Below are 20,746 nucleotides of genomic sequence, written 5' to 3' on the forward strand. Positions count from 1 at the left end.
CGCTCGCCGCACAGCAACGCAAGCGCCACAGCCTTGGGAGGGGATCGGTCGCATGCATCACAGTGACATTGCCGCGTCGCCGCGCGGCAACCTGGCGCGTACCGCCATGGTTCCCCTGTTGTTGATCGTCAGCCTGTTCTTCTTGTGGGGCATGGCCAACAACCTCAACGACATCCTGATCAAGCAGTTCAAGAAGGCCTTCGAGCTGACCGATCTGCAGGCAGGGCTGGTCCAGAGCGCGTTCTACCTGGGCTATTTCGTGTTCGCGATGCCGGCGGCGATGTTCATGCGCCGCTACAGCTACAAGGCGGCCGTGGTGCTGGGCCTGCTGCTGTATGCCTGCGGCGCGTTCCTGTTCTATCCGGCCGCGCAGGTGCACACCTACTGGCTGTTCCTGCTGGCCTTGTTCGTCATCGCCAGCGGCCTGGCGTTCCTGGAAACCACCGCCAACCCGCTGGTGACCGTGCTCGGCCCGGCAGAAGGCGCGGCGCGGCGCTTGAACCTGGCCCAGGCATTCAACCCGTTGGGCTCGATCACCGGCGTGCTGGTCGGCCAGCACTTCATTTTCTCCGGGGTGGAACACACCCCGGCCGAGCTGGCGGCGATGACGCCGGCCGCGCGCGCTGCGTTCTTCGCCACCGAATCGGCGGCAGTGCAGACGCCGTACCTGGTGATCGGCGTGGTGGTGGTGCTGTGGGCGATCCTGATCGCGCTGGTGCGCTTTCCCACCGGCGATGCCGGCGTGGGCGAGGCTGCGCCCAGGCGTGCACGCTTCGGCGAGTTGCTGCGCAACCGGCTGTTCGTGTTTTCGGTGGTGGCGCAGTTCTTCTACGTGGGCGCGCAGGTCGGTATCTGGAGCTATCTGATCCGTTACCTGCAGGACGCGGTGCCGGGCACGCCGGAAAAAACCGCCGCCACCTACCTCACCATCTCGCTGGTGCTGTTCATGGCCGGCCGCTTCATCGGCACCGCGCTGTTGCGCTACCTGGCGCCGGCCAGATTGCTGGCGAGTTTTGCCACGATCAATCTGGTGTTGTGCGCCGTTGCCATCGCGTTGCCGGGGTGGACCGGGTTGTACGCGCTGGTGGCTGCAAGCGTGTTCATGTCGGTGATGTTTCCGACCATCTTTGCGCTGGGCCTGGATGGCATGCACGACGATGCGCGCAAGCTGGGCTCGTCGTTGCTGGTGATGTCCATCATCGGTGGCGCGCTGCTCACGGCGGTGATGGGCGCGGTGTCGGACATGGCCGGTATCCACTGGGCGATGGTGGTGCCGGGCGGCTGCTTTGCGGTGATCCTGCTGTTCGCGTTGCGCGCACGCCGCGCTGCGCCGGTAGTTGCAGGAGCGGGCGCATGAGCACGCGGCGTCTGTGCTACGTGCTGGATCTGCACGACGACCCGCAGTTGATCGCCGAGTACGAGCGTTGGCATCGGCCCGGCGAGGTCTGGCCGGAAGTGGTGGCCTCATTGCAGCAGGCCGGCATCGAGGAGCTGGAGATCTTTCGCAGCGGCGACCGCCTGGTGATGCTGATGCAGGTCGGCGAAGACTACGATCCGGCGGCCAAGGCGGCGCGGGATGCGGCCGATCCGCGCATCCAGGCCTGGGAAGACTTGATGTGGCGGTTTCAAAAGCCGTTGCCTGGCAGTGCGCCGGGAGAGAAGTGGCGCGAGGCCGGGCGGATTTTTGCCTTGAGTGCGGCGGTTGAAGCGGCGCAGGGTTAGGGTGTTGCCCTGAGTTTTTTGCGGATGTGGTGCATCCGCAGTGGGGCGTTGGTCTTGGGTATCTTTGCTGCTGCGCTGGCGCCGAGCATTAAAGCAGGGTGTCTTTGCAGGCACATCGTGAGTGGCGCTGCGCTGCGTAGCGAAGGCGTGACAGCTGCATCGCATATGCCCCAACCAGAAGCGGCCTCGGTCGCGATCAGGCATCGGGAAAGCCCGTCGCGGCTTGAGCCGCTCCTACAGATTCTGCGATCAGGTGATGCAGCGCGTTGGGTCACGCCTTCGCCGCGGCCAGGTCTTTGATCCATAGGCGGCCGTCAGGGTGGCGGAATTGTGCGATCTGGAGCCTTCGTGTGCGTGCTCCATGCAAAAGCGGCCTCCGTCGCGATCAGGCAATCGGGAAAGCCCGTCGCGGCTGGAGCCGCCCTACCGATTCTGCGATCCAGGAGATGCGGTGCGTTGGATTACGCCTTCGCTGCAGCCAGGTCCTCGACCCAGAAGCGGCCGTCTGGGTAGCTGAATTCCGCGATGGAGGCCGGGTGCATCTCGGCGGAGAAGCCGGCGGCTTGCGGGGCCAGGTAGCGGCCGTGCCGGATGCGCACCGGGTCCAGGAAGTGCTGGTGCAGGTGGTCGACGAATTCGATCGCGCGGTCTTCCATCTTGCCGGTGATGGCGACGAAGTCGGCCATGGCCAGGTGTTGCACCAGCTCGCACAGGCCGACGCCGCCGGCATGCGGAAACACGCGGATGTTGAACTTGGCGGCCAGCAGCAGGATGGCGAGGTTTTCGTTGACGCCGCCCACGCGCGCGGCGTCGATCTGGATCAGGTCCACCGCGCCGGCCTGCAGCAGCTGCTTGAACACCACGCGGTTCTGGGTGTGTTCGCCGGTGGAGACCGGCACCGGGGTGATGCCCTGGCGGATCGCGGCGTGGCCGAGAACGTCGTCCGGGCTGGTCGGTTCCTCGATCCAGGCGATGTCGAATTCGGCCAGCTGGCGCATCCAGTCGATCGCCGGGCTCACGTCCCAGCGCTGGTTGGCATCCACCGCCATCGCGATATCCGGGCCGATCGCCTCACGCGCCAGGCGGCAGCGGCGGATGTCGTCCTGCACGTTGGCACCGACCTTGAGCTTGATGGTGCGGAAGCCGTCGGCGACGGCTTCTTTGGCCAGCCGCACCAGCTTTTCGTCGGAGTAGCCGAGCCAGCCGGGCGAGGTGGTGTAGGCGGGATAGCCCTGTTCGATCAGCGTGGCGATGCGTTGCGCACGCTGCGGTTGCGCAGCGCGCAGGATTGCCAGCGCTTCGTCGCGGGTGAGCGCGTCGGTGAGGTAGCGGAAGTCGATGGTGTCGACCAGCTGTTCCGGGCTGAGCTCGGCGATGTAGCGCCACAGCGGCTTTTTCGCCGCGCGCGCGGCCAGGTCCCAGGCGGCATTGATCACCGCGCCGATCGCCATGTGCATCACGCCCTTTTCCGGGCCCAGCCAGCGCAGCTGCGAGTCGTTGGTGAGCCGGCGCGCGAACGCGCCCAGATCTTCAATGACTTCCTCGACCGACAGGCCGACCACGTGCTCGGCCAGTGCGGCCACCGCGGCGGTCTGCACATCGTTGCCGCGGCCGATGGTGAACACCAGGCCGTAGCCGGCCAGGTCATCCGGCGCATCGGTACGCAGCACGACGTAGGCGGCCGAGTAATCCGGATCCGGATTCATCGCATCCGACCCATCCAGCTCGCGCGAGGTAGGGAAGCGGACGTCGTGGGTGTCGAGGGCGATGATGGTGCTCATGGAAGTCCTGGGCGATGGAAACGGAAAATGGGAAAACTGGCAAAAAAAACGTAAGCAACGCAGTGCGCTTGAGCCCCTCTCCCCCCGGGAGAGGGGTGAGGTGAGGGTACGGACGCGGAGCGCCGACTATGTTGAAGCGCTGCAGGTACGCATGCGTTTGCAACGCAGATCAACGAACAACACAGATCAACGCATCACTGCACGACCAACTGCGTGTGGATACCAACGCGCGACAGCGCCTGGAAGTTCAACGCTCTCGCACGCCGCTTGAAAAATTTGCGCATGACACATCAACACACATGCCGACATGTCACGCCTGACGACAAACGCACATCGCGACGAACTGCTTGGATATGTCGTTACGTACCCTCACCCCGATCCCCGCTACGCGCCCCGGCCCGCGCTTGCGGCGCGGGCGCACCAACGCACGCGCGCCAGTGGCGCGCAAGCCGTGCCTTAGTGCCCCGGTGGCAGAGGGGCTTTAGGCAGCATCACGCGGATGCGCCACCACCGGCTGGCGCTGGCGGCCCAGGCCTTCGATCTCCAGCTCCATCACGTCGCCCGGCTTCAGGTACACCGGCGGCTTCTGGCCCAGGCCCACGCCCGGCGGGGTGCCGGTGCTGATCACATCGCCCGGCATCAGCGTCATGTAGCGGCTGATGTGGCTGACCAGTTCGGCCACGCCGAACACCATCGTGCGGGTGCTGCCGTTCTGGTAGCGGTGGCCATTGACCTCCAGCCACATCGACAGGTTCTGCGGGTCGGCGATTTCATCGCGAGTGACCAGCCACGGGCCGATCGGACCGAAGGTGTCGGCGCTCTTGCCCTTGACCCACTGGCCGCCATGTTCGAGCTGGAATTCGCGCTCGGACAAATCGTTGATCACCGCGTAGCCGGCGACGTGGTTCAGTGCTTCGTCCACCGCCACATCGCGCGCCACATCGCCGATCACCACGCCCAGTTCCACTTCCCAGTCGCTCTTGACCGAGCCACGCGGGATGATCACGGTGTCGTTGGGGCCGGTCACCGCAGTGGTGGCCTTCATGAAAAGGATCGGCATCTTGGGCACATCCATGCCCGATTCGGCCGCGTGGTCGGCGTAGTTCAACCCCACGCAGATGAACTTGCCGATCTGCCCCACTGCGGCGCCATAACGCAGCTCGCCTTCGAGCAGCGGCAGCGTGGACACGTCCAGCGCACGCAGTTTGTCCAGGCCGGCATTGGTGATGTGCGCGCCGGCCACATCGTCGATCACGCCGCTCAAATCGCGGATGCGGCCTTCGCCATCGATCAGGCCAGGACGTTCCTGGCCGGGGGCGCCAACGCGTACGAGTTTCATGCAGTCTTCCTTTGCAGGTGAGGAATGGAGCGGCCAGCAACGCTAGCGCGCATGCATCAGGTGGATAAGGACGGCGTGCTCAAGTCAAGCAAATACAAGTCGCATCCGGCACTGGCCGCCCACGTTGCGGTGCGCGGCACGGCGGTGCGTTGGCGCGCTCAGTTGGACCAGCCGCCATCGATGATGTGCGTCTGGCCGGTGGTGAACGACGATTCGTCCGAGGCCAGGTAAACCACCAGCTGCGCGATCTCGCGCGGGTCGCCCAGGCGGCCCATCGGCTGGCGATCGGTGAAGCTCTTCCACACCGCCTGTTCGTCGCCGCCCAGCGCCTTGACGCGCTGGCCCAGCGACGGCGTCTTGATGGTGCCGGGGCAGATCGCGTTGCAACGCACGCCCTGGGCCACGTAATCGGCGGCAATGGCCTTGCTCAAGCCGATCACGGCGGCCTTGGTCACGCCATAGACGAAGCGGTTGGGCACGCCCTTGATGCTGGAGGCCACCGAGGACATGTTGATGATGCTGCCGCGGCCGCGTTCGAGCATGCCTGGCAGTACCGCCTTGCAGGTGTAGTACATCGCATCGACGTTGATCGAGAACGAGCGCCGCCAGGCCGGCTCGTCGCAATCGAGAATGCTGCCCTGGTGCACGAAGCCGGCGCAGTTGAACAGCACATCGAACGGGCCGTGCGCCGCGACCAGCGCGGCAACCGCCGACGCGTCGGTGACATCCAGCAGCTGGGTGGTGATGGCCTCCGATTCGGCCGCCAGCGCCTGCAGGGCAGCGGCGTCGATATCGGTGGCGATCACCTGCGCACCGGCGCGTGCGCAGGCCAGCGCGCTTTCGCGGCCGATGCCGGCGCCGGCGGCGGTGATCAGGCAGCGCTTGCCATGCAGGCGGTCGTTGGGAGTTGCAGGGATCGAGACAGTCATACCGAAGAGGTTCCGTAGGTGGGGGCCGCCGGCCGTGGCAGACGATAGAACGTGCGTGCGTTGTCGCCGAACACCGCTCCGGCATGGCCGTCGGCGTGTGTGGCGACCAGCTGCTGTGCGATGTCGAACCACTGCGCGTAATCGGCGCGCTGGGTCAGCACCGGCCAGTCGCTGCCCCACAGCACACGCTGCGGGCCGAAGCGTGCGAACAGATGCGCGACATACGGTGCCAGCGCCTCCACGCCGGCGCCGCGCGCTGCTTCGGTGAGCAGACCGGAGAGTTTGCAGTGCATGTTGGGATGCTGCGCCAGCGCGGCCATGCCGGCGGCCCAGGCGACGAATTCGCCTGCGGCGATCTGCGGCTTGCCGCCGTGATCGATGACCACGCGCAGCTGCGGATGGCGCTCCAGGCGTGCCTGCAGCGCCGGCACATGCACGCTGCGGATCAGGGCGTCGAAGGCCAGGTCGTGCGCGAGCAGCGCGTCGAAGGCGGCATCCAGTTCGGGTTGGGCCAGCCATTGCACATCGGCGATGTCCTGCACCATCGGGCGCAGGCCCTTGAGCACGCCGTCGCCGGCTTGCACCAGCGCGTCGATGCGCGCGGCCGCGTCCGGCGCGGCGAAATCGACCCAACCCACCACGCCGGCAACGCGCGTATCGGCGCGCGCCAGCTCGAACAGGTAACGGGTTTCGGCCTCGGTCGCGGCGGCCTGCACCACCACCACGCGGTCGACATCGGCAGCGTCCAGCGCCTGGCCGATATCGGCCGGGCCGAAGTCGCGATACAGCGGCGCCAGCTCGGGCGTCAGCCAGTGGTAATCGCCACGGGCCAGCTGCCAGAAATGCAGGTGCGCGTCGATGCGGCTCATGGCGTGGGCAGGTCCGCATCGAGCAGGCCGTCATCGCGCAGGCGCTGCCACAACGCCGGTGCGATCGCCGCCTGCAGGCGCGCGGCGGCCGATTGCACCTCGGCCACCGTCCGCATGCCGGCCACCACCGTGGTCACCGCCGGGTGTGCCAGCGGAAACTGCAACGCCGCCGCGCCGATATCCACCTCGAGCGCTGCGCAGGCTGCGTACAGGCGCTGGGCATGCTGCAGGGTGGCGGCGTCGACCGGGGCGTAGTTGTAGGTGGCGCCGGGGCTGCGCGCGTCGCTGAGCAGGCCGGAGCTGTAGGGCCCGGCCGACAGGATCGCCACGTTGCGCTGCTGCGCCTGCTCGAGCAGGGCGCGGGCGCCGTGCTGTTCCAGCAGCGTGTAGCGGCCGGCCAGCATCACGCAGTCGAGCGGAAAGCGTGGCAGCACCTCCAGTGCCACGTCCTGCTCGTTGACGCCCAGCCCGATCGCCCCGCAGGCACCGGTTGCCTTCAGCTCCGCCATCGCCGGCAAGGCCTCCTCCAAGGCCTGGCGCAGCACGTTGGCGTGGTTGTCGCCGTGGGTCAGCGCACCGATGTCGTGCAACAGCAGCACGTCGATGTAGTCGGTGCCCAGGCGCTCCAGGCTGGAGGCGAACGCGCGCCGCACGCCATCGGCGCTGTAGTCGAACACGGCGCGGCGGCCCGCCACCGCAAAGCCGTCGCGCCCGGCCGCGGCCTGCGCATCGTCGTAGATGCAGCGGCCGACCTTGGTCGACAGCGTGTACGCGCCGCGCGGCACGCCGGCCAGGCCACGGCCCAGGCGGGTCTCGCTCAGCCCGTAGCCGTAGTACGGCGCGGTATCGAAGTGGCGGATGCCGGCCTCGCACGCAGCCGCCACGGCGGCCAGGGCCTGACCCTCGTCGACCTCGGCATACAGATTGCCGATCGGCGCGGCGCCAAAACCCAATGCCGGGAGCTGCACGTCGGTACTGCCCAGCCGCTGCCGCGCAATGGTCACGCCGCACGCTCCGCGCAGCTGGCGGTCGCCGAACAGGTGCTGACGCAATCGTTGAAGCAGTCACTGGGCATCGCAACGTCCACCAGCCGGCCGGTGCCGGACTGTTCGCATATGAATATCGCAATCATAAGTGAACAGATCACGCTGCAGTGCAGCATTGCAGCTGGTGGTGTTCAGCACGTGCGACATGTGTGGATTCCAGCACCCTTGCCCGATCGCGAGCTCCATATGCCGCAGCAGCTGATCTATGTCGAAATCCGTAGCTGGCATGAGCGCTTCCTATAACGCCGCCTGCGCGGTTGCCCCGGTCCGATACCTGGGGCTAGATACCAGCCCGTCCCGCACGAACGCGCACCCATGCCAACCACCACCCGCCGGGACCTGTTCAAGGTGCTTGCCGCCGGCGCCGTTGTCGCCCCGCTGTCGCCGGCCGCACTGGCGGGCGACGCGCGCGCGGCCTGCACCGGCACCCCGCAGTGGGCGCGCGGTATCGAAGGCCAGCGCAAGGCAGACCTGGGCAACGGCACTTACCTCAATCCCATCGTGGCCGGCGATCACCCCGACCCCACCATCCTCAAGGATGGCGACGACTACTACATGACGTTTTCGTCGTTCCTTTCCTATCCGGGCATCGTGCTGTGGCATTCCACCGACCTGGTCAACTGGACGCCGCTCGGCCCGGCGCTGCGCAAGCAGCTGGGCACGATCTGGGCACTGGACCTGTGCAAGCACAATGGCCGCTATTTCATCTATATCCCGGCCAATCCGGACGACACCGGCTGGTCGATCTTCGTGATCTGGGCCGACGACATCCGCGGACCCTGGAGCGACCCGATCGATCTGCAGATCGCCGGCTGCATCGACCCCGGCCATGTGCTGGGCGAGGACGGCAAGCGCTACCTGTTCGTCAACGGCATCCGCAAGGTGCGCCTGCGCGACGACGGCCTGGCCACCGACGGGCAGGTGGAACCGGCCTACGCGCCCTGGCGCTATCCCGACGACTGGATCGTGGAGAACTTTGCCCCCGAAGGCCCCAAGCTGACCTGGCACAACGGCTGGCTGTACCTGGTCACCGCGGTCGGCGGCACCGCCGGTCCGGTCACCGGGCATATGGTCATCGCCGCGCGTGCGCGCTCGGTGCATGGGCCATGGGAGCACTGCCCACACAACCCGCTGGTGCGCACCCAGTCCGAACAGGAGCCGTGGTGGTCGCGCGGGCATGCCACGCTGGTGGAAGGCCCGCGTGGCGACTGGTGGATGGTCTATCACGGCTACGAAAACGGCTTCCGCACGCTGGGCCGGCAGACCCTGCTGGAGCCGATCGAGTGGACCGCCGATGGCTGGTTCCGCGCCACCGGTGGCGATCTGTCCAGGCGATTGCGCACGCCTGCGCGCGCAAACGCCACCGGCAACGCGGCGCTCAGCGGTTTCGCCTTGTCGGACGATTTTTCCAGCGACAGGTTCGGCACCCAATGGAGCCTGCATGCGCCCGGGCCCGGCGAGCAGGCGCGCGTGCAACGGGCAGATCGGTCGCTCACGCTGGCCTGTTCCGGCAGCTCACCGGCCGACAGCTCGCCACTGACCTGCGGCGTCCCCGATCGCGCCTACGTCACCGAGGTCTCGCTGGAGCTCACCGGCAATGCCGAAGGCGGCCTGTGCTGTTCTACGACCACAAGGCCTTCGTGCGCATCGGCGTTACACCCGGCACCATCAGGACCTGCGCGTACCCGGAAGAACTGCGAGGGGCACGCGCGCCCAACACGCACCGACGCATCCGCCTGCGTCTGAGCAACGATGCGCATGTGGTGGCCTTCGACTGTTCGCTTGACGAGGGCCGCAGGGGATCCGCCACCCCACGCGCATGGAAATGTCCGGCCTTCACCACAACGTGTTCGGCACCTTCCTGAGCCTGCAGCTCGACATCCACGCCGCGCAGCAGCGGCAGTGGTGTTGCGCGATTTCAGATGTCGCGCGTTGCGCGGAGTGCGGTCCTGCCGCACGCAACGCTTCCGGCAAACGGCGGGGCCCGGGGGGACCCCGCCGTCAGACCTAGAGCGGCTGACAAAACCTAACTGCGCAGTAGGTGTAATGGCCGCTGTCAGCCGCAGCAGTAGCAGACGTTGCCCTGTCCCAGGTCGCCGCCGAACTCCGGACATTCGGCTTTGCAGGCCCACGCACTACACGACTCGGTTTTCGGCTGTGCGTTATCGACCGCCATCACCTGGAACGCACCGAAACCGGTACTGGCCAGGAACGTGGCCGCCATCAACGCCGTCCGCAAGGTACCCCAACGCTTCTTCATGGATTACTCCTTCACCGTTGCCAAAGCCGCTGGCGCATCCGTGCGGCGCAAGGCGGCGACCAGGTCCTGCACCTGCTCCGTGGTATCGAAGACGCCAAGACGGGAATGGCGCACGCGCCCCTGCCCGTCGATGGCCATCAGCAGTGGCACGTTGCGCGCGCGAAACAGCATCAACGCGCGACGGTCGGTCAACGTGACCACCGGAAAATCGAAGCCATGCACATGCGCATAGCGCGCAGCCTGCGCCGCGTCGCACTGGCACACGCCGAGCAGCTGCGCGCGGCCGGGCAGATTGGCCTGTAACTGCTGCGCTGCATGCAGCACGGTGGGTGCCGAGCGCTGGCAGTACGGGCAGGTGGTGGTGAAGAAGAACAGCACCTGCGCCTGTCCCTGCGGCACGCCGAGCAGATGACGCTGGCCTTCGGTATCGGTGACCTCAATGCGCGGCACGTACATGCCGTCGTACGGCGCGCTGATGCGGGCCTGCAACAATTGCTGCTGCGCGCGCAGCTGCTTGTTCTGCCATGCCAGCACGGCGATCAATGCACAGGCAATCAGCAGCCCGATCCAGAGCCAGGGAAAACGTCGCGCCATGCCAGCTCCAGTAGCGTCACCAAGTCCGAGCCTTGCCCAGGCATGAGCTAATGGTCAATGGTGATATCGACAACTGGGATGCCGCGCGGTGCACGGCTGTGGAGGCGGTCACGCCGCTGCGCTTGGGCCTGCCAGTCCTGCAGCAGTTGGCGGGGGATCGATTGCGCAACTGCGACGCGGCGTGCCGATCAGCGACATACGCCGGGTCACGGGAGGGGCGCGTCCATGCGCGAAACGATAGACGCGTGGCCTGCCGCCGAGCGCACGCAAGCAACGCCGGCGTCGCTCGATGCTGACATGCAGCGTGGCCCCGACGCGCCTGCAGCAGCAGGCAGATACGCGTTCGGCTAGCGGGTGCTGGCCACGTCGGTCACTCGACGCCGCGTACGAACAGCAGCTCCAGATCGCGCATCGGCACGAAGTCGGCTTGCCTGAACTGGAAGGTCAGCGGGTCGATCTTTTTCAGCGCACCGTCGAAGCACAGGCTGAGAATGTCGCTTGCGGCCTGCTTGCGGATGGTCAGCTGGAAGTCCTTGATCGGGCCGTTCCAGTTCCTGCCGGTGGTCAGCACATAGCGCAGGTTGGCCCAGCCCAGGCCGTGCGCACGCTCGCGCCGCCGCATGCTGGCCTTGGTGGCCGGTTCGACGCAGGTGCTCTTTGCATACGACTCCAGCAGGAACGCGCTGCTCTGCGGCACGCCGGTGGACAGGCTGGGCGCGTAGGCATGCCGGATCTGCACGCTGCCGCGTGCGGGAAAGACCTGTTGCCAGACGAAGTACTCGCTGAGCGTGAAGCGTGGTTGCTGGTCCTTGTCGATCCAGCGCGCCGGCAACGGCTTGCGCCCTCTCGGCACGTCGCCCGACTCGGCGAACGCCGCGATATCGTCGGTGCTCCAACCGGTTGCGGCCAACGCTTTGGAGATGTCGCTGCCATCGTCCAGCAGCACCACCAGCTTGCGCGTGGTGGTCACCGGCTTGCCGTCCACCCACAGCTTGAAATCGGTCAGCTCGCTGTGATCGGCCATGCCGAAATACATCGGCGGCATCGGGAAGGCGATCGGCACGCTCAACGCGCGCGCGCTGTGGTTGGTGAACACGTAGTCGACCTGCACCCGCTCCTCGCTGAGCAGCAGCGCTTCCTTGTCCATGCTGATATCGGGCTGATGCAACAGCCGGATCGTGCCGTTGTCGTCGCCGAAGCTGCTGTCGTTGGCCTGCGCACTGCCGCAGCCGAGCGCGGCCAGCGCAAGGATCAGCCCAAGCGGACTGCGCGGAAAAGAAAATGGCTGCATGGATCCCCTGGAGACCGGCACGCACCGACGCGCCGCAGGCGCACAGCATGCCACGCAGCTGCCAATACCGCAGCGCGGGCATGCACGACATCAACCGCTCATGGCGTAGAGTCGCACGCCCCGCGCCTCCAATCCCACGCTCCGATGCCGTCCTACGTTTTCCTGCTGGCGGTCGCCGCCTGCCTGGTGCTGCCGCTGCAAGACGGCCTCGCTGCTGCGCCCGAGCGCAGCGAGCCTGCCGGCGTTGTCCCAAGCTGCACGGCCGATGCATACAGCAGTTGTCCGTCCTGGATGCCGTCGCAGCGGGAGATGCGCACGGTGCTTGCCGATTACTTCTGCGATGCCGCCGATCGCGGGCTGGTCCGGCCACGCGTGAGTCGCGTGGTGCGCGCCGAGACCTCCCAGATCACCTGCGCTGCCCTGGGTCCGGAACCGGATTCCAATATCGTCTGTGGAGGCGATATGCATTTCATTGGCCCCGACGGCCGTACCGATTTCGTCACCTTCAGCCCGACCATGCATCGTCAGGACGATGGGCGCTATGCGATCTACGAAGGCGAGGACGACAACGAAGACGCGGTGTGGCACGTGCCATCCCCACAAAGCGCGTCCAAGGTCTGCACGGGCCAGCCGTTGCGCTGATTGCCGTCTGCGCAGATGACCTCACGCGACGCGTCGCTGCGGCGATCGGTCTACGCACTGCAGGCCGGCTGACGAATCCGCTCAGTCTTCTTCGGGCGGCGGCAGCACGATGCCGTCGGCATCGATAGCGAGCTTGCCGGCCATCAGCACCGCCTGGGTGCGGTTGGTGACGCCCAGCTTGCGCAGGATCGCGGTGACGTGCGCCTTGATGGTGGCCTCGGACACGCCCAGATCGTAGGCGATCTGCTTGTTGAGGCGTCCGGCGCCGAGCATCTGCAGTACGCGGAACTGTTGCGGAGTGAGATCGCGCAGGCGCTGGCCCACTTCGCGTTCCTCGCTGTCGGTCGGCGGCAGGTTCTGCGCTTCGGCCGGGATCCAGCGCTCGCCATCGAGCACCGTGGCCAGGGCCCGGCCGATGGTGTCCGAATCGGCGGATTTGGGGATGAACCCGAACGCGCCATGGTCGATCGCACGCCGCATCACCGTCGGTTCTTCGCGCGCCGACACCACCACAACCGGCAGCTGCGGGTGCAGCGAGCGCATGTGCACCAGCGCGCTGAATCCCTGCGCGCCCGGCATATTGAGATCCATCAACAACAGATCGGCGTCCGGTTGCGCATCGGCCAGGGTGTACAGCGCATCCACCGTGTCGGCCTCGAACAACTGCACCCCCGGCATCACACGCTGCACTGCCCCGCGCAAGGCCTCACGGAACAGGGGATGGTCATCGGCGATCAGCAGGGTGGTCATTGAGGGGCCGGGAATCGGGAATTGGGAGTGGGGAATCGGGAATCGCAAAGGCAACAGCGAAGGCAGCAAGGCAAGCAACAGCAAGACGGCGACGGCGAGGTAACGGCGACGTCAGTGTGACGGGGTTGAAAATCAAGATCTGCAGTGGAGAGGAGTGGGCCGGGGACCGCTTTTATGAGTCCCCAATCCGAACATTTACTCCCCGCTCCTCAGGGAACGGCTCTAACCATTCCCCACTCCCGATTCCCCATTCCCGACGCGCGTCAGCGCGCCAACCGTTCGCTCACCAACGAATCCACCACCGACGGGTCGGCCAGGGTCGAGGTGTCGCCGAGTTGGTCGGGTGCGTTTTCCGCGATCTTGCGCAGGATGCGGCGCATGATCTTGCCCGAGCGGGTCTTGGGCAGGCCCGGTGCCCATTGCAAATGATCCGGCGAGGCGATCGGACCGATTTCCTTGCGCACCCAGGTCAACAGTTCCTTGTGCAGTTCCTCGCTCGGGGTTTCGCCGGCGATCAGGGTGACATAGGCATAGATGCCCTGGCCCTTGACGTCGTGCGGGAAGCCGACCACGGCCGCTTCGGCGACCTTCGGGTGCGAGACCAGCGCGCTTTCCACCTCGGCGGTGCCGATGCGGTGGCCGGAGACGTTGATCACATCGTCCACGCGGCCGGTGATCCAGTAATAGCCATCGGCATCGCGGCGGCAGCCGTCGCCGGTGAAGTAGCTGCCCGGATAGGTGCGGAAGTAGGTGTCGATGAAGCGCTGATGGTCGCCATAGACCGAGCGCATCTGGCCTGGCCACGAATCCAGCAGCACCAGGTTGCCTTCGGTGGCGCCTTCCAGGATCTTGCCTTCGGCATCCACCAGCGCCGGCTGCACGCCGAAGAACGGCAGGGTGGCCGAACCCGGCTTGAGATCGACCGCGCCGGCCAGCGGCGAGATCAGGATGCCGCCGGTTTCGGTCTGCCACCAGGTGTCCACGATCGGGCAGCGACTGTCGCCGACCACCTCGTAGTACCAGCGCCAGGCTTCCGGATTGATCGGCTCGCCGACACTGCCGAGCAGGCGCAGGCTCTTGCGCGAGGTCTTCTTGACCGGCTCCTCGCCGTCGCGCATCAGTGCGCGGATCGCGGTAGGCGCGGTGTAGAAGATGCTGACCTTGTGCTTGTCGATCACTTCCCAGAAACGCGACACGGTCGGGTAATTGGGCACGCCTTCGAACATCACTGCGGTGGCGCCGTTGGCGAGCGGGCCGTAGACGATGTAGCTGTGGCCGGTGACCCAGCCTACATCGGCGGTGCACCAATAGATGTCGTCCTCGCGCAGGTCGAACACCACTTCGTGCGTGTAGCTGGCAAACAGCAGGTAGCCGGCGGTGGTGTGCAGCACGCCCTTGGGCTTGCCGGTGGAGCCGGAGGTGTAGAGGATGAACAACGGATCTTCCGCGTTCATGCGCTCGGGCTCGCACTCGGCCGGCTGGCCGTCGACCACATCGTGGAACCAGCGATCACGCGGTGCCTGCATCTCGACCGCACCACCGGTGTGACGCACAACGAGTACCGTTTCCACGGTGTTGGTGCCGGGCAGTTTCAGCGCCGCATCGACATTGGCCTTGAGCGGAATCTTCTTGCCGCCGCGCAGGCCTTCGTCGGCGGTGATGATCAGCTTGCTCTGGCAATCGATCACACGGTCGGCGATCGAATTGGCGGCAAACCCGCCGAACACCACCGAGTGCACCGCACCGATGCGCGCGCAGGCGAGCATGGCCACGGCGGCATCGACGATCATCGGCAGGTAGATGGTGACCCGGTCGCCCTTCTTGACGCCCAGGTTACGCAGCGCATTGCCGAGCTTGCAGACGCGCTCGTACAGCTCGCGATAGGTGACCGGATAGGACTGCGCATCCGGGCTGTCGGGCTCGAACAACAGCGCGGTCTTGTCGCCGCGCGTGGCCAGCTGGCGGTCCAGGCAGTTGACGCTGGCATTGAGCTCGCCATCGCCGAACCAGCGGATATGGAAATCCTCCAGCGCGTAGCTGACGTCCTTCACCTGGGTGGGTTGCTTGAACCATTCCAGCCGCTGTGCGGCCTTGCCCCAGAATTGCTCGGGGTGTTCGATCGATTCGCGATACAGCGTTGCGTACTGCTCGCGCGTAATGCGCGCATTGGCGGCGAACGCGGGATCGACGGGATAAACCTCAGCCATGGCACCCTCACTTGCGATGAACTTGTCGGAAGAGGACGTTGCGGCTGCCCTCGGTAGACAATCAGTGTGCCGTATCCATTCTGTCCCGGCGTTCAACCGGGCCTTAGACCTTGGTCTTACCTGCCGCAGCGCGTGATCCGCAATCCGTTGCCGGCCCTGGTGCGACGATCGGTCACCTTGTGGAATGCTGCGCTGCAGCTACGACCAAAGGCGAATAGGCTGCAAAGCGCGGACTGCCTCACGCTCCGCACAGCATCGCCATCAAGCGCGAGGCCATATCGGGGAGAGGGGTCCATGACACACCGTACTGTACCGTTAGTGCGCCATCCGCTGGCGGCTGCCTTGTTTGTGGCCAGTCTCCTGCCGGGCGTGGCGTTCGCGCAGACCGCCAAGGAAAAGGCGCTGGAAGCGCGCATCGCCGAGCTCGAGCGTCAGGTCCAGCTGCTGGTGTCTGCGCAACAACAGCAGCAGGGCCAGATCACGCAGACGCAGAGCCAGGTGACCGAGGTGCGTGCCGCACAGGCGCAGGCACCTGCCGCGCCGGCGGTGCCGGCCGGCAAGCGGCCGATCCAGCTGACCAGCATCACACCCAATGCAGCGGCGGGGACGACGTTCCGCTACGGTGGTTTCATCAAGGCCGACTTCATGACCACCCGCACCTCCGACGGCGCATTGCCCGAAGGCGCGGTGGGGCGCTACCTGTACATCCCGACCCAGACGCCGGTCGGTGGCCAGGCCTCGAGCACCGACACCGACTTCCACGCCAAGTTCTCGCGCTTCAACCTGGGCGTGGACACGGTCACCGAAAACGGCGACAAGATCACCGGCTTCATCGAGCTGGATTTCTTCGGCAACGCGCTGGCCAACCAGGTCAACAATCTGTACGGCGGCACCTTGCGACACGCCTACATGAGCTGGAACAACTGGCTGGCCGGCCAGACCTGGTCCAACTTCATCGATGCGACCATCCTGCCCGAGGCGGCCGATATCGTCGGGCCGACCGACGGCGCGCTGTTCAGCCGTCAGGCCCAGATCCGCTATACCCGCGGCGCCTTCAGCGTGTCGGCGGAAAACCCCGAGACGCTGACCACGCCCTACCAGGGCGGCAACACCATCCTGGCCTCCGACCATGGCGCGATGCCGGACCTGACCGCGCGCTACAACTGGAAGGGCACCTGGGGCACGTTCGGCCTGTCGGCGATCGCGCGGCAGTACCGCACGCGTAGCGCGCTGACCAACGACACCGACTTCGGCGGCGCGATTGCCGGCGGCGGCCGCTGGATCATCAATTCCAACAACGATCTGCGTTACCAGCTCAGCTACGGCGAGGGCCTGGGGCGCTACCTGGGCCTGGGCAACGGCTCGGATGTGGAGATCGACATGGACGGCAATATCCAGACTGTCAGCACGATCGCCGGCTGGGTGGCCTGGCGCCACGACTACAACGCCAAGCTGCGCAGCACGATCATGTATTCGCGCGTGAACTACGACCACGACATCGCCAATACCGGCGCGCTTGCGAGCAAATCCCAGCAGAGCATCCGCGCCAACGTGTTCTATTCGCCGTTGCCCAAGGTCGATGTGGGTGCGGAGCTGATGTACGGCCGTCGCGAAGCCGAAAATGGCGACAGCGGCGACATCTCGCGCATGCAATTCACCACCAAGTACAGCTTCTAGTTTTTGCCACTGGCGGCTCGTTCCACTGCGGTGGGACGGGCGAGGCCACCGTCATTTTACCCGCGCTCTACCAGGAGACAGACAATGACCGTCTCGAATGACGCATTGATCGCCAAGATCGATGCCAATCCGAAGTACCACGCACTCAAGCGCCAGCGCAATACGCTGGGCTGGACCCTCACCGTGCTGATGTTGCTGGCCTATTACGGCTACATCGGCCTGATCGCCTTCGACAAGGCCTTCCTGGCCAGACCGATCGGCAACGGCGTGACCTCAATCGGCATCCCGATCGCGATCGGGGTGATGGTCTTCACCATCGCCATCACCGCCATCTACGTGCGTCGCGCCAACAACACCTACGACCAGCTGACCGCGCAGATCCTCGAGGACGCCCGCAAATGAGCAAGTATTCGCGCCTTCTCCTGATTCTGGCCGGCCTGATGCCGGCCGGCATCGCGCTGGCAGCCGGTGGCGACCTCGGCCAGGTCGACAAGCAGCCCACCAACTGGGTGGCGATCGGCATGTTCGCCTTCTTCGTGTTGGGCACCTTGTGGATCACCAAGTGGGCGGCCAGCAAGACCCGCTCGGCGTCGGACTTCTACACCGCCGGCGGCGGCATCACCGGCTTCCAGAACGGCCTGGCGATCGCCGGCGATTACATGTCCGCCGCCTCGTTTCTGGGCATCACCGCAGCGGTGATGGCCAATGGCTACGACGGCCTGATCTATGCGATCGGCTTTCTGGTCGGCTGGCCGATCCTGACCTTCCTGATGGCCGAGCGGCTGCGCAACCTCGGCAAGTACACCTTCGCCGACGTGGCCGGCTACCGCTTCGCGCCGACCGCCATCCGCAGCTTTGCCGCATCGGGCACGCTGGTGGTGGTGCTGTTCTATCTGATCGCGCAGATGGTCGGTGCCGGCGCCTTGATCAAGCTGTTGTTCGGCCTGGACTACTGGGTGGCGGTGACCCTGGTCGGCGTGCTGATGATGGTCTATGTGCTGTTCGGCGGCATGACCGCCACGACATGGGTGCAGATCATCAAGGCGGTGCTGCTGCTGACCGGCGTGACCTTCATGGCGGTGGCGATCATGTGGCACTTCAACTTCAGCTTCGAGGCGCTGTTTGCCGAGGGCGTGCGGGTGAAGACCGCGATCGCGGCCAATGGCGGTGCATCGCCCGAGGACGCAGCCAAGGCTGGCCTGTCGATCATGGGGCCGGGCGGTTTCGTGAAAGACCCGATCTCGGCGATCTCGTTCGGCATGGCGCTGATGTTCGGCACCGCGGGCCTGCCGCATATCCTGATGCGCTTTTTCACCGTTCCCAATGCCAAGCAGGCGCGCAAGTCGGTGCTGTGGGCCACCACCTGGATCGGCTATTTCTACATCCTGATCTTCATCATCGGCTTCGGTGCGATCGCACTGGTGCTGACCAACCCGCAGTTTGCCGATGTCGCCACCGGCACCATCCATGGCGGCAAGGGCGCGGCCAACATGGCGGCGGTGCTGGTCGGCAATGCAGTGGGCGGCAACGTGTTCATGGGCTTCATCTCGGCGGTGGCCTTCGCCACCATCCTGGCGGTGGTCGCAGGCCTGACCCTGTCCGGCGCCTCGGCGGTGTCGCACGACCTGTACGCCACGGTGATCAAGAAGGGCAATCCGGCGCCGGGTTCGGAGCTGAAGGTCTCGCGTGCCACCACCCTGGTGCTGGGCGTGATCGCGGTGCTGCTGGGCATCGTGTTCGAGAAGCAGAACGTGGCCTTCATGGTGTCGCTGGCATTCGCCATCGCGGCCTCGGCCAATTTCCCGGTGCTGATCCTGTCCCTGCTGTGGAAGAACTGCACCACCCGTGGTGCGGTGGTCGGCGGCTTCCTGGGTCTGATCTCCTCGCTGGTGCTGACGGTGCTGTCGCCGTCGGTGTGGGTGGACACGCTGGGCAATGCAGCCGGCTCGGCGCCATTCCCGTACACCTCGCCGGCGCTATTCTCGATGACGATCGGTTTTGTCGGCATCTGGCTGTTCTCGATCCTGGATCGCAGCCCGCAGGCCGCCAACGAACGTGCCGCATTCAAGGCGCAGCAGATCCGTGCCGAAACCGGCCTGGGCGCCACCGGTGCATCCGGCCACTGAGGACCAGCGGTCAAGTGATACGCAAACGCCGGCCTCGTGCCGGCGTTTTGCATGTTGGCCGTCACGATCGAGGCACCCCGTGGCCAACCGCGACGTCGTGCCGTGTGAAGAGCGTTTGTGCGCCAACGTCGACCCACGCGATCCACGCAGCAGTAGCGCAATCAGGACCGGGTGGTCAGACCGCGGCCATGATGGAACGCCCCGGGCGTCATGGCCGGATGGGCGTGCCGGACTGACTGGCGGGGCCACGGTACCATTGGTGGTTTGAACCACGGTCCGCGCCACGCCATGAAGATTGCCTCCTGGAACGTCAACTCGCTCAACGTGCGCCTGCCGCACCTGCAACAGTGGCTGGGCACGTTCGCGCCCGACGTGGTCGGCATCCAGGAAACCAAGCTGGAAGACCACAAGTTTCCGGATGCGGCGCTGGCCGCTGCCGGCTATCGCAGCGTGTTCTGCGGGCAGAAGACCTACAACGGCGTGGCGATCCTGTCGCGCTCGCCGGCGCTGGACGTGCAGATGGGCATCCCCGGTTTCGACGACGTGCAGCAGCGCGTGATCGCCGCCACCGTCGATGGCGTGCGCATCGTCAACCTGTATGTGGTCAACGGCCAGGACGTGGGCACCGACAAGTACGCCTACAAGCTGCACTGGCTGGCCGCGGTGCACGACTGGCTGGCGCAGGAACTGCACAAGTATCCGCAGCTGGTGGTGCTGGGCGACTTCAACATCGCCCCGGATGCGCGCGATGTGCACGATCCGGCGGTGTGGAACGAGCACCACATCCTCACCTCCACCGCCGAGCGCGCCGCGCTGGAACAACTGCTGGCGCTGGGCCTGCACGATGCGTTCCGGCTGCATCACGACGCCGCCGAGCAGTTCAGCTGGTGGGATTACCGCCAGGCCGGATTCCGCCGCAATCTGGGCCTGCGCATCGATCTGACCCTGGTCTCGGAGGCCTTGCGCGCACGCGCGGTGGAGTCGGGCATCGATCGCGAACCGCGCACCTGGGAGCGTCCGAGCGACCATGCGCCGGCCTGGGTACGCCTGGCCGAGGCGGGCGCATGAGCGAGCGGCACCTGCGGCGTAGCACGCACAAGATCGGTGATGTCACCCTGGGGCCGGTGCATCGGCTGAGTTGCCACTGCGGCGCGGTGCAGATCGATCTGGATCTGCCGCACGGCCTGCTCGATCCACGCCGTTGCGATTGCTCGATGTGCCGCCGCCGCGGCGCCATCGTCGCCTCGGTGACGCTAGATGGCCTGCACGTGCTGCAGGGCGAAGACGTGCTGCGGCTGTATCAGTTCAACACGCACGCGGCGGCGCATTACTTCTGCGGCGTGTGCGGTATCTACACGCATCATCGGCGGCGTTCCAATCCCAACCAGTACGGCTACAACGTCGGTTGCCTGGAAGGCGTCAATCCCTACGCGTTGAATATCGCCGTGCCGGTGGAAGACGGGGTGCACCATCCATCCGATCGTGCTCCGGCCGATGGCTGAAACGACAACGC

At 66.0% G+C, this 20,746-nt stretch carries 19 protein-coding genes and 1 pseudogene; 10 read left to right on the forward strand and 10 right to left on the reverse strand.

Going from position 1 to position 20,746, the window contains the following annotated elements:
- Positions 1–52 precede the first annotated feature (52 nt).
- Positions 53–1,357, forward strand: a complete 1,305-nt coding sequence (gene fucP / locus XarjCFBP7645_RS11705) for an L-fucose:H+ symporter permease (protein WP_104537599.1) — start codon at positions 53–55, stop codon at positions 1,355–1,357.
- Positions 1,354–1,722, forward strand: coding sequence for an L-fucose mutarotase (locus XarjCFBP7645_RS11710; RefSeq protein ID WP_104537600.1), 369 nt, complete (start codon positions 1,354–1,356; stop codon positions 1,720–1,722). The genes fucP and XarjCFBP7645_RS11710 overlap by 4 nt, the downstream gene beginning before the upstream one ends.
- 461 nt (positions 1,723–2,183) lie before the next feature.
- Here XarjCFBP7645_RS11710 and XarjCFBP7645_RS11715 read toward each other — a convergent pair whose 3' ends face one another.
- The 5 genes from XarjCFBP7645_RS11715 to XarjCFBP7645_RS11735 form a co-directional block, all read right to left on the reverse strand.
- A complete protein-coding gene (locus XarjCFBP7645_RS11715; RefSeq protein ID WP_104537601.1) occupies positions 2,184–3,503 on the reverse strand; it encodes an L-fuconate dehydratase in 1,320 nt (439 codons plus the stop codon).
- A 481-nt stretch (positions 3,504–3,984) separates the two neighbouring features.
- Complete coding sequence (locus XarjCFBP7645_RS11720) at positions 3,985–4,842, reverse strand: fumarylacetoacetate hydrolase family protein (RefSeq protein WP_104537602.1); 858 nt, start codon at positions 4,840–4,842, stop codon at positions 3,985–3,987.
- Between the two features lie 158 nt (positions 4,843–5,000).
- A complete protein-coding gene (locus XarjCFBP7645_RS11725; protein WP_039512758.1) occupies positions 5,001–5,771 on the reverse strand; it encodes an SDR family oxidoreductase in 771 nt (256 codons plus the stop codon).
- The gene (locus XarjCFBP7645_RS11730; protein WP_181126297.1) at positions 5,768–6,640 is read right to left on the reverse strand and encodes an amidohydrolase family protein; all 873 of its coding nucleotides are present in this window, start codon (positions 6,638–6,640) and stop codon (positions 5,768–5,770) included. The genes XarjCFBP7645_RS11725 and XarjCFBP7645_RS11730 overlap by 4 nt, the downstream gene beginning before the upstream one ends.
- Positions 6,637–7,638, reverse strand: a complete 1,002-nt coding sequence (locus XarjCFBP7645_RS11735) for an aldo/keto reductase (protein WP_104537916.1) — start codon at positions 7,636–7,638, stop codon at positions 6,637–6,639. Before XarjCFBP7645_RS11735 ends, XarjCFBP7645_RS11730 begins: the two co-directional genes overlap by 4 nt.
- A gap of 117 nt (positions 7,639–7,755) precedes the next feature.
- Here XarjCFBP7645_RS11735 and XarjCFBP7645_RS21715 point away from each other — a divergent pair, with 117 nt between their 5' ends.
- Positions 7,756–7,929 (forward strand): hypothetical protein, encoded by a 174-nt coding sequence (locus XarjCFBP7645_RS21715; RefSeq protein ID WP_161961301.1) that lies wholly within the window; start codon positions 7,756–7,758, stop codon positions 7,927–7,929.
- A gap of 72 nt (positions 7,930–8,001) precedes the next feature.
- Positions 8,002–9,621: pseudogene (locus tag XarjCFBP7645_RS11740) on the forward strand (family 43 glycosylhydrolase); the annotation flags it as partial.
- Positions 9,622–9,742: 121 nt separating this feature from the next.
- Here XarjCFBP7645_RS11740 and XarjCFBP7645_RS11745 read toward each other — a convergent pair.
- The 3 genes from XarjCFBP7645_RS11745 to XarjCFBP7645_RS11755 all read right to left on the reverse strand — a co-directional run bounded on the left by XarjCFBP7645_RS11745 (position 9,743) and on the right by XarjCFBP7645_RS11755 (position 11,831).
- On the reverse strand, positions 9,743–9,946 hold the full coding sequence (locus XarjCFBP7645_RS11745; RefSeq protein WP_016901788.1) for a hypothetical protein: 204 nt from the start codon (positions 9,944–9,946) through the stop codon (positions 9,743–9,745).
- Positions 9,947–9,949: 3 nt separating this feature from the next.
- Positions 9,950–10,513: a peroxiredoxin family protein gene (locus XarjCFBP7645_RS11750; protein ID WP_181126333.1), complete on the reverse strand. Its 564-nt coding sequence runs from the start codon at positions 10,511–10,513 to the stop codon at positions 9,950–9,952.
- Between the two features lie 397 nt (positions 10,514–10,910).
- Positions 10,911–11,831, reverse strand: coding sequence for a DUF4424 family protein (locus XarjCFBP7645_RS11755; RefSeq protein WP_104537605.1), 921 nt, complete (start codon positions 11,829–11,831; stop codon positions 10,911–10,913).
- Between the two features lie 144 nt (positions 11,832–11,975).
- Between XarjCFBP7645_RS11755 and XarjCFBP7645_RS11760 the strand changes: the two genes are divergently transcribed.
- Positions 11,976–12,473, forward strand: coding sequence for a hypothetical protein (locus tag XarjCFBP7645_RS11760; RefSeq protein ID WP_104537606.1), 498 nt, complete (start codon positions 11,976–11,978; stop codon positions 12,471–12,473).
- Between the two features lie 81 nt (positions 12,474–12,554).
- Here XarjCFBP7645_RS11760 and XarjCFBP7645_RS11765 read toward each other — a convergent pair whose 3' ends face one another.
- Positions 12,555–13,223 (reverse strand): response regulator transcription factor, encoded by a 669-nt coding sequence (locus tag XarjCFBP7645_RS11765; protein WP_016901792.1) that lies wholly within the window; start codon positions 13,221–13,223, stop codon positions 12,555–12,557.
- A 263-nt stretch (positions 13,224–13,486) separates the two neighbouring features.
- On the reverse strand, positions 13,487–15,430 hold the full coding sequence (gene acs, locus XarjCFBP7645_RS11770; protein ID WP_104537607.1) for an acetate--CoA ligase: 1,944 nt from the start codon (positions 15,428–15,430) through the stop codon (positions 13,487–13,489).
- A 294-nt stretch (positions 15,431–15,724) separates the two neighbouring features.
- Here acs and XarjCFBP7645_RS11775 point away from each other — a divergent pair, with 294 nt between their 5' ends.
- The 5 genes from XarjCFBP7645_RS11775 (at position 15,725) to XarjCFBP7645_RS11795 (ending at position 20,735) form a co-directional block, all read left to right on the forward strand.
- Positions 15,725–17,107 (forward strand): DcaP family trimeric outer membrane transporter, encoded by a 1,383-nt coding sequence (locus XarjCFBP7645_RS11775; protein ID WP_181126298.1) that lies wholly within the window; start codon positions 15,725–15,727, stop codon positions 17,105–17,107.
- 84 nt (positions 17,108–17,191) lie between these two features.
- A complete protein-coding gene (locus XarjCFBP7645_RS11780) occupies positions 17,192–17,509 on the forward strand; it encodes a DUF485 domain-containing protein (RefSeq protein WP_104537609.1) in 318 nt (105 codons plus the stop codon).
- Entirely contained in the window at positions 17,506–19,233 is a 1,728-nt protein-coding gene (locus XarjCFBP7645_RS11785; protein WP_104537610.1) for a cation acetate symporter, read from the forward strand. Before XarjCFBP7645_RS11780 ends, XarjCFBP7645_RS11785 begins: the two co-directional genes overlap by 4 nt.
- Positions 19,234–19,521: 288 nt before the next feature.
- Complete coding sequence (gene xth, locus XarjCFBP7645_RS11790) at positions 19,522–20,301, forward strand: exodeoxyribonuclease III (RefSeq protein WP_104537611.1); 780 nt, start codon at positions 19,522–19,524, stop codon at positions 20,299–20,301.
- Positions 20,298–20,735 carry a GFA family protein gene (locus XarjCFBP7645_RS11795; RefSeq protein ID WP_104537612.1) on the forward strand — a complete coding sequence of 146 codons (438 nt, stop codon included), beginning with the start codon at positions 20,298–20,300 and terminating at the stop codon, positions 20,733–20,735. Before xth ends, XarjCFBP7645_RS11795 begins: the two co-directional genes overlap by 4 nt.
- Positions 20,736–20,746 lie beyond the last annotated feature (11 nt).

Source organism: Xanthomonas arboricola, from assembly GCF_002940665.1.
Classification (GTDB): Bacteria; Pseudomonadota; Gammaproteobacteria; order Xanthomonadales; family Xanthomonadaceae; genus Xanthomonas; species Xanthomonas arboricola_B.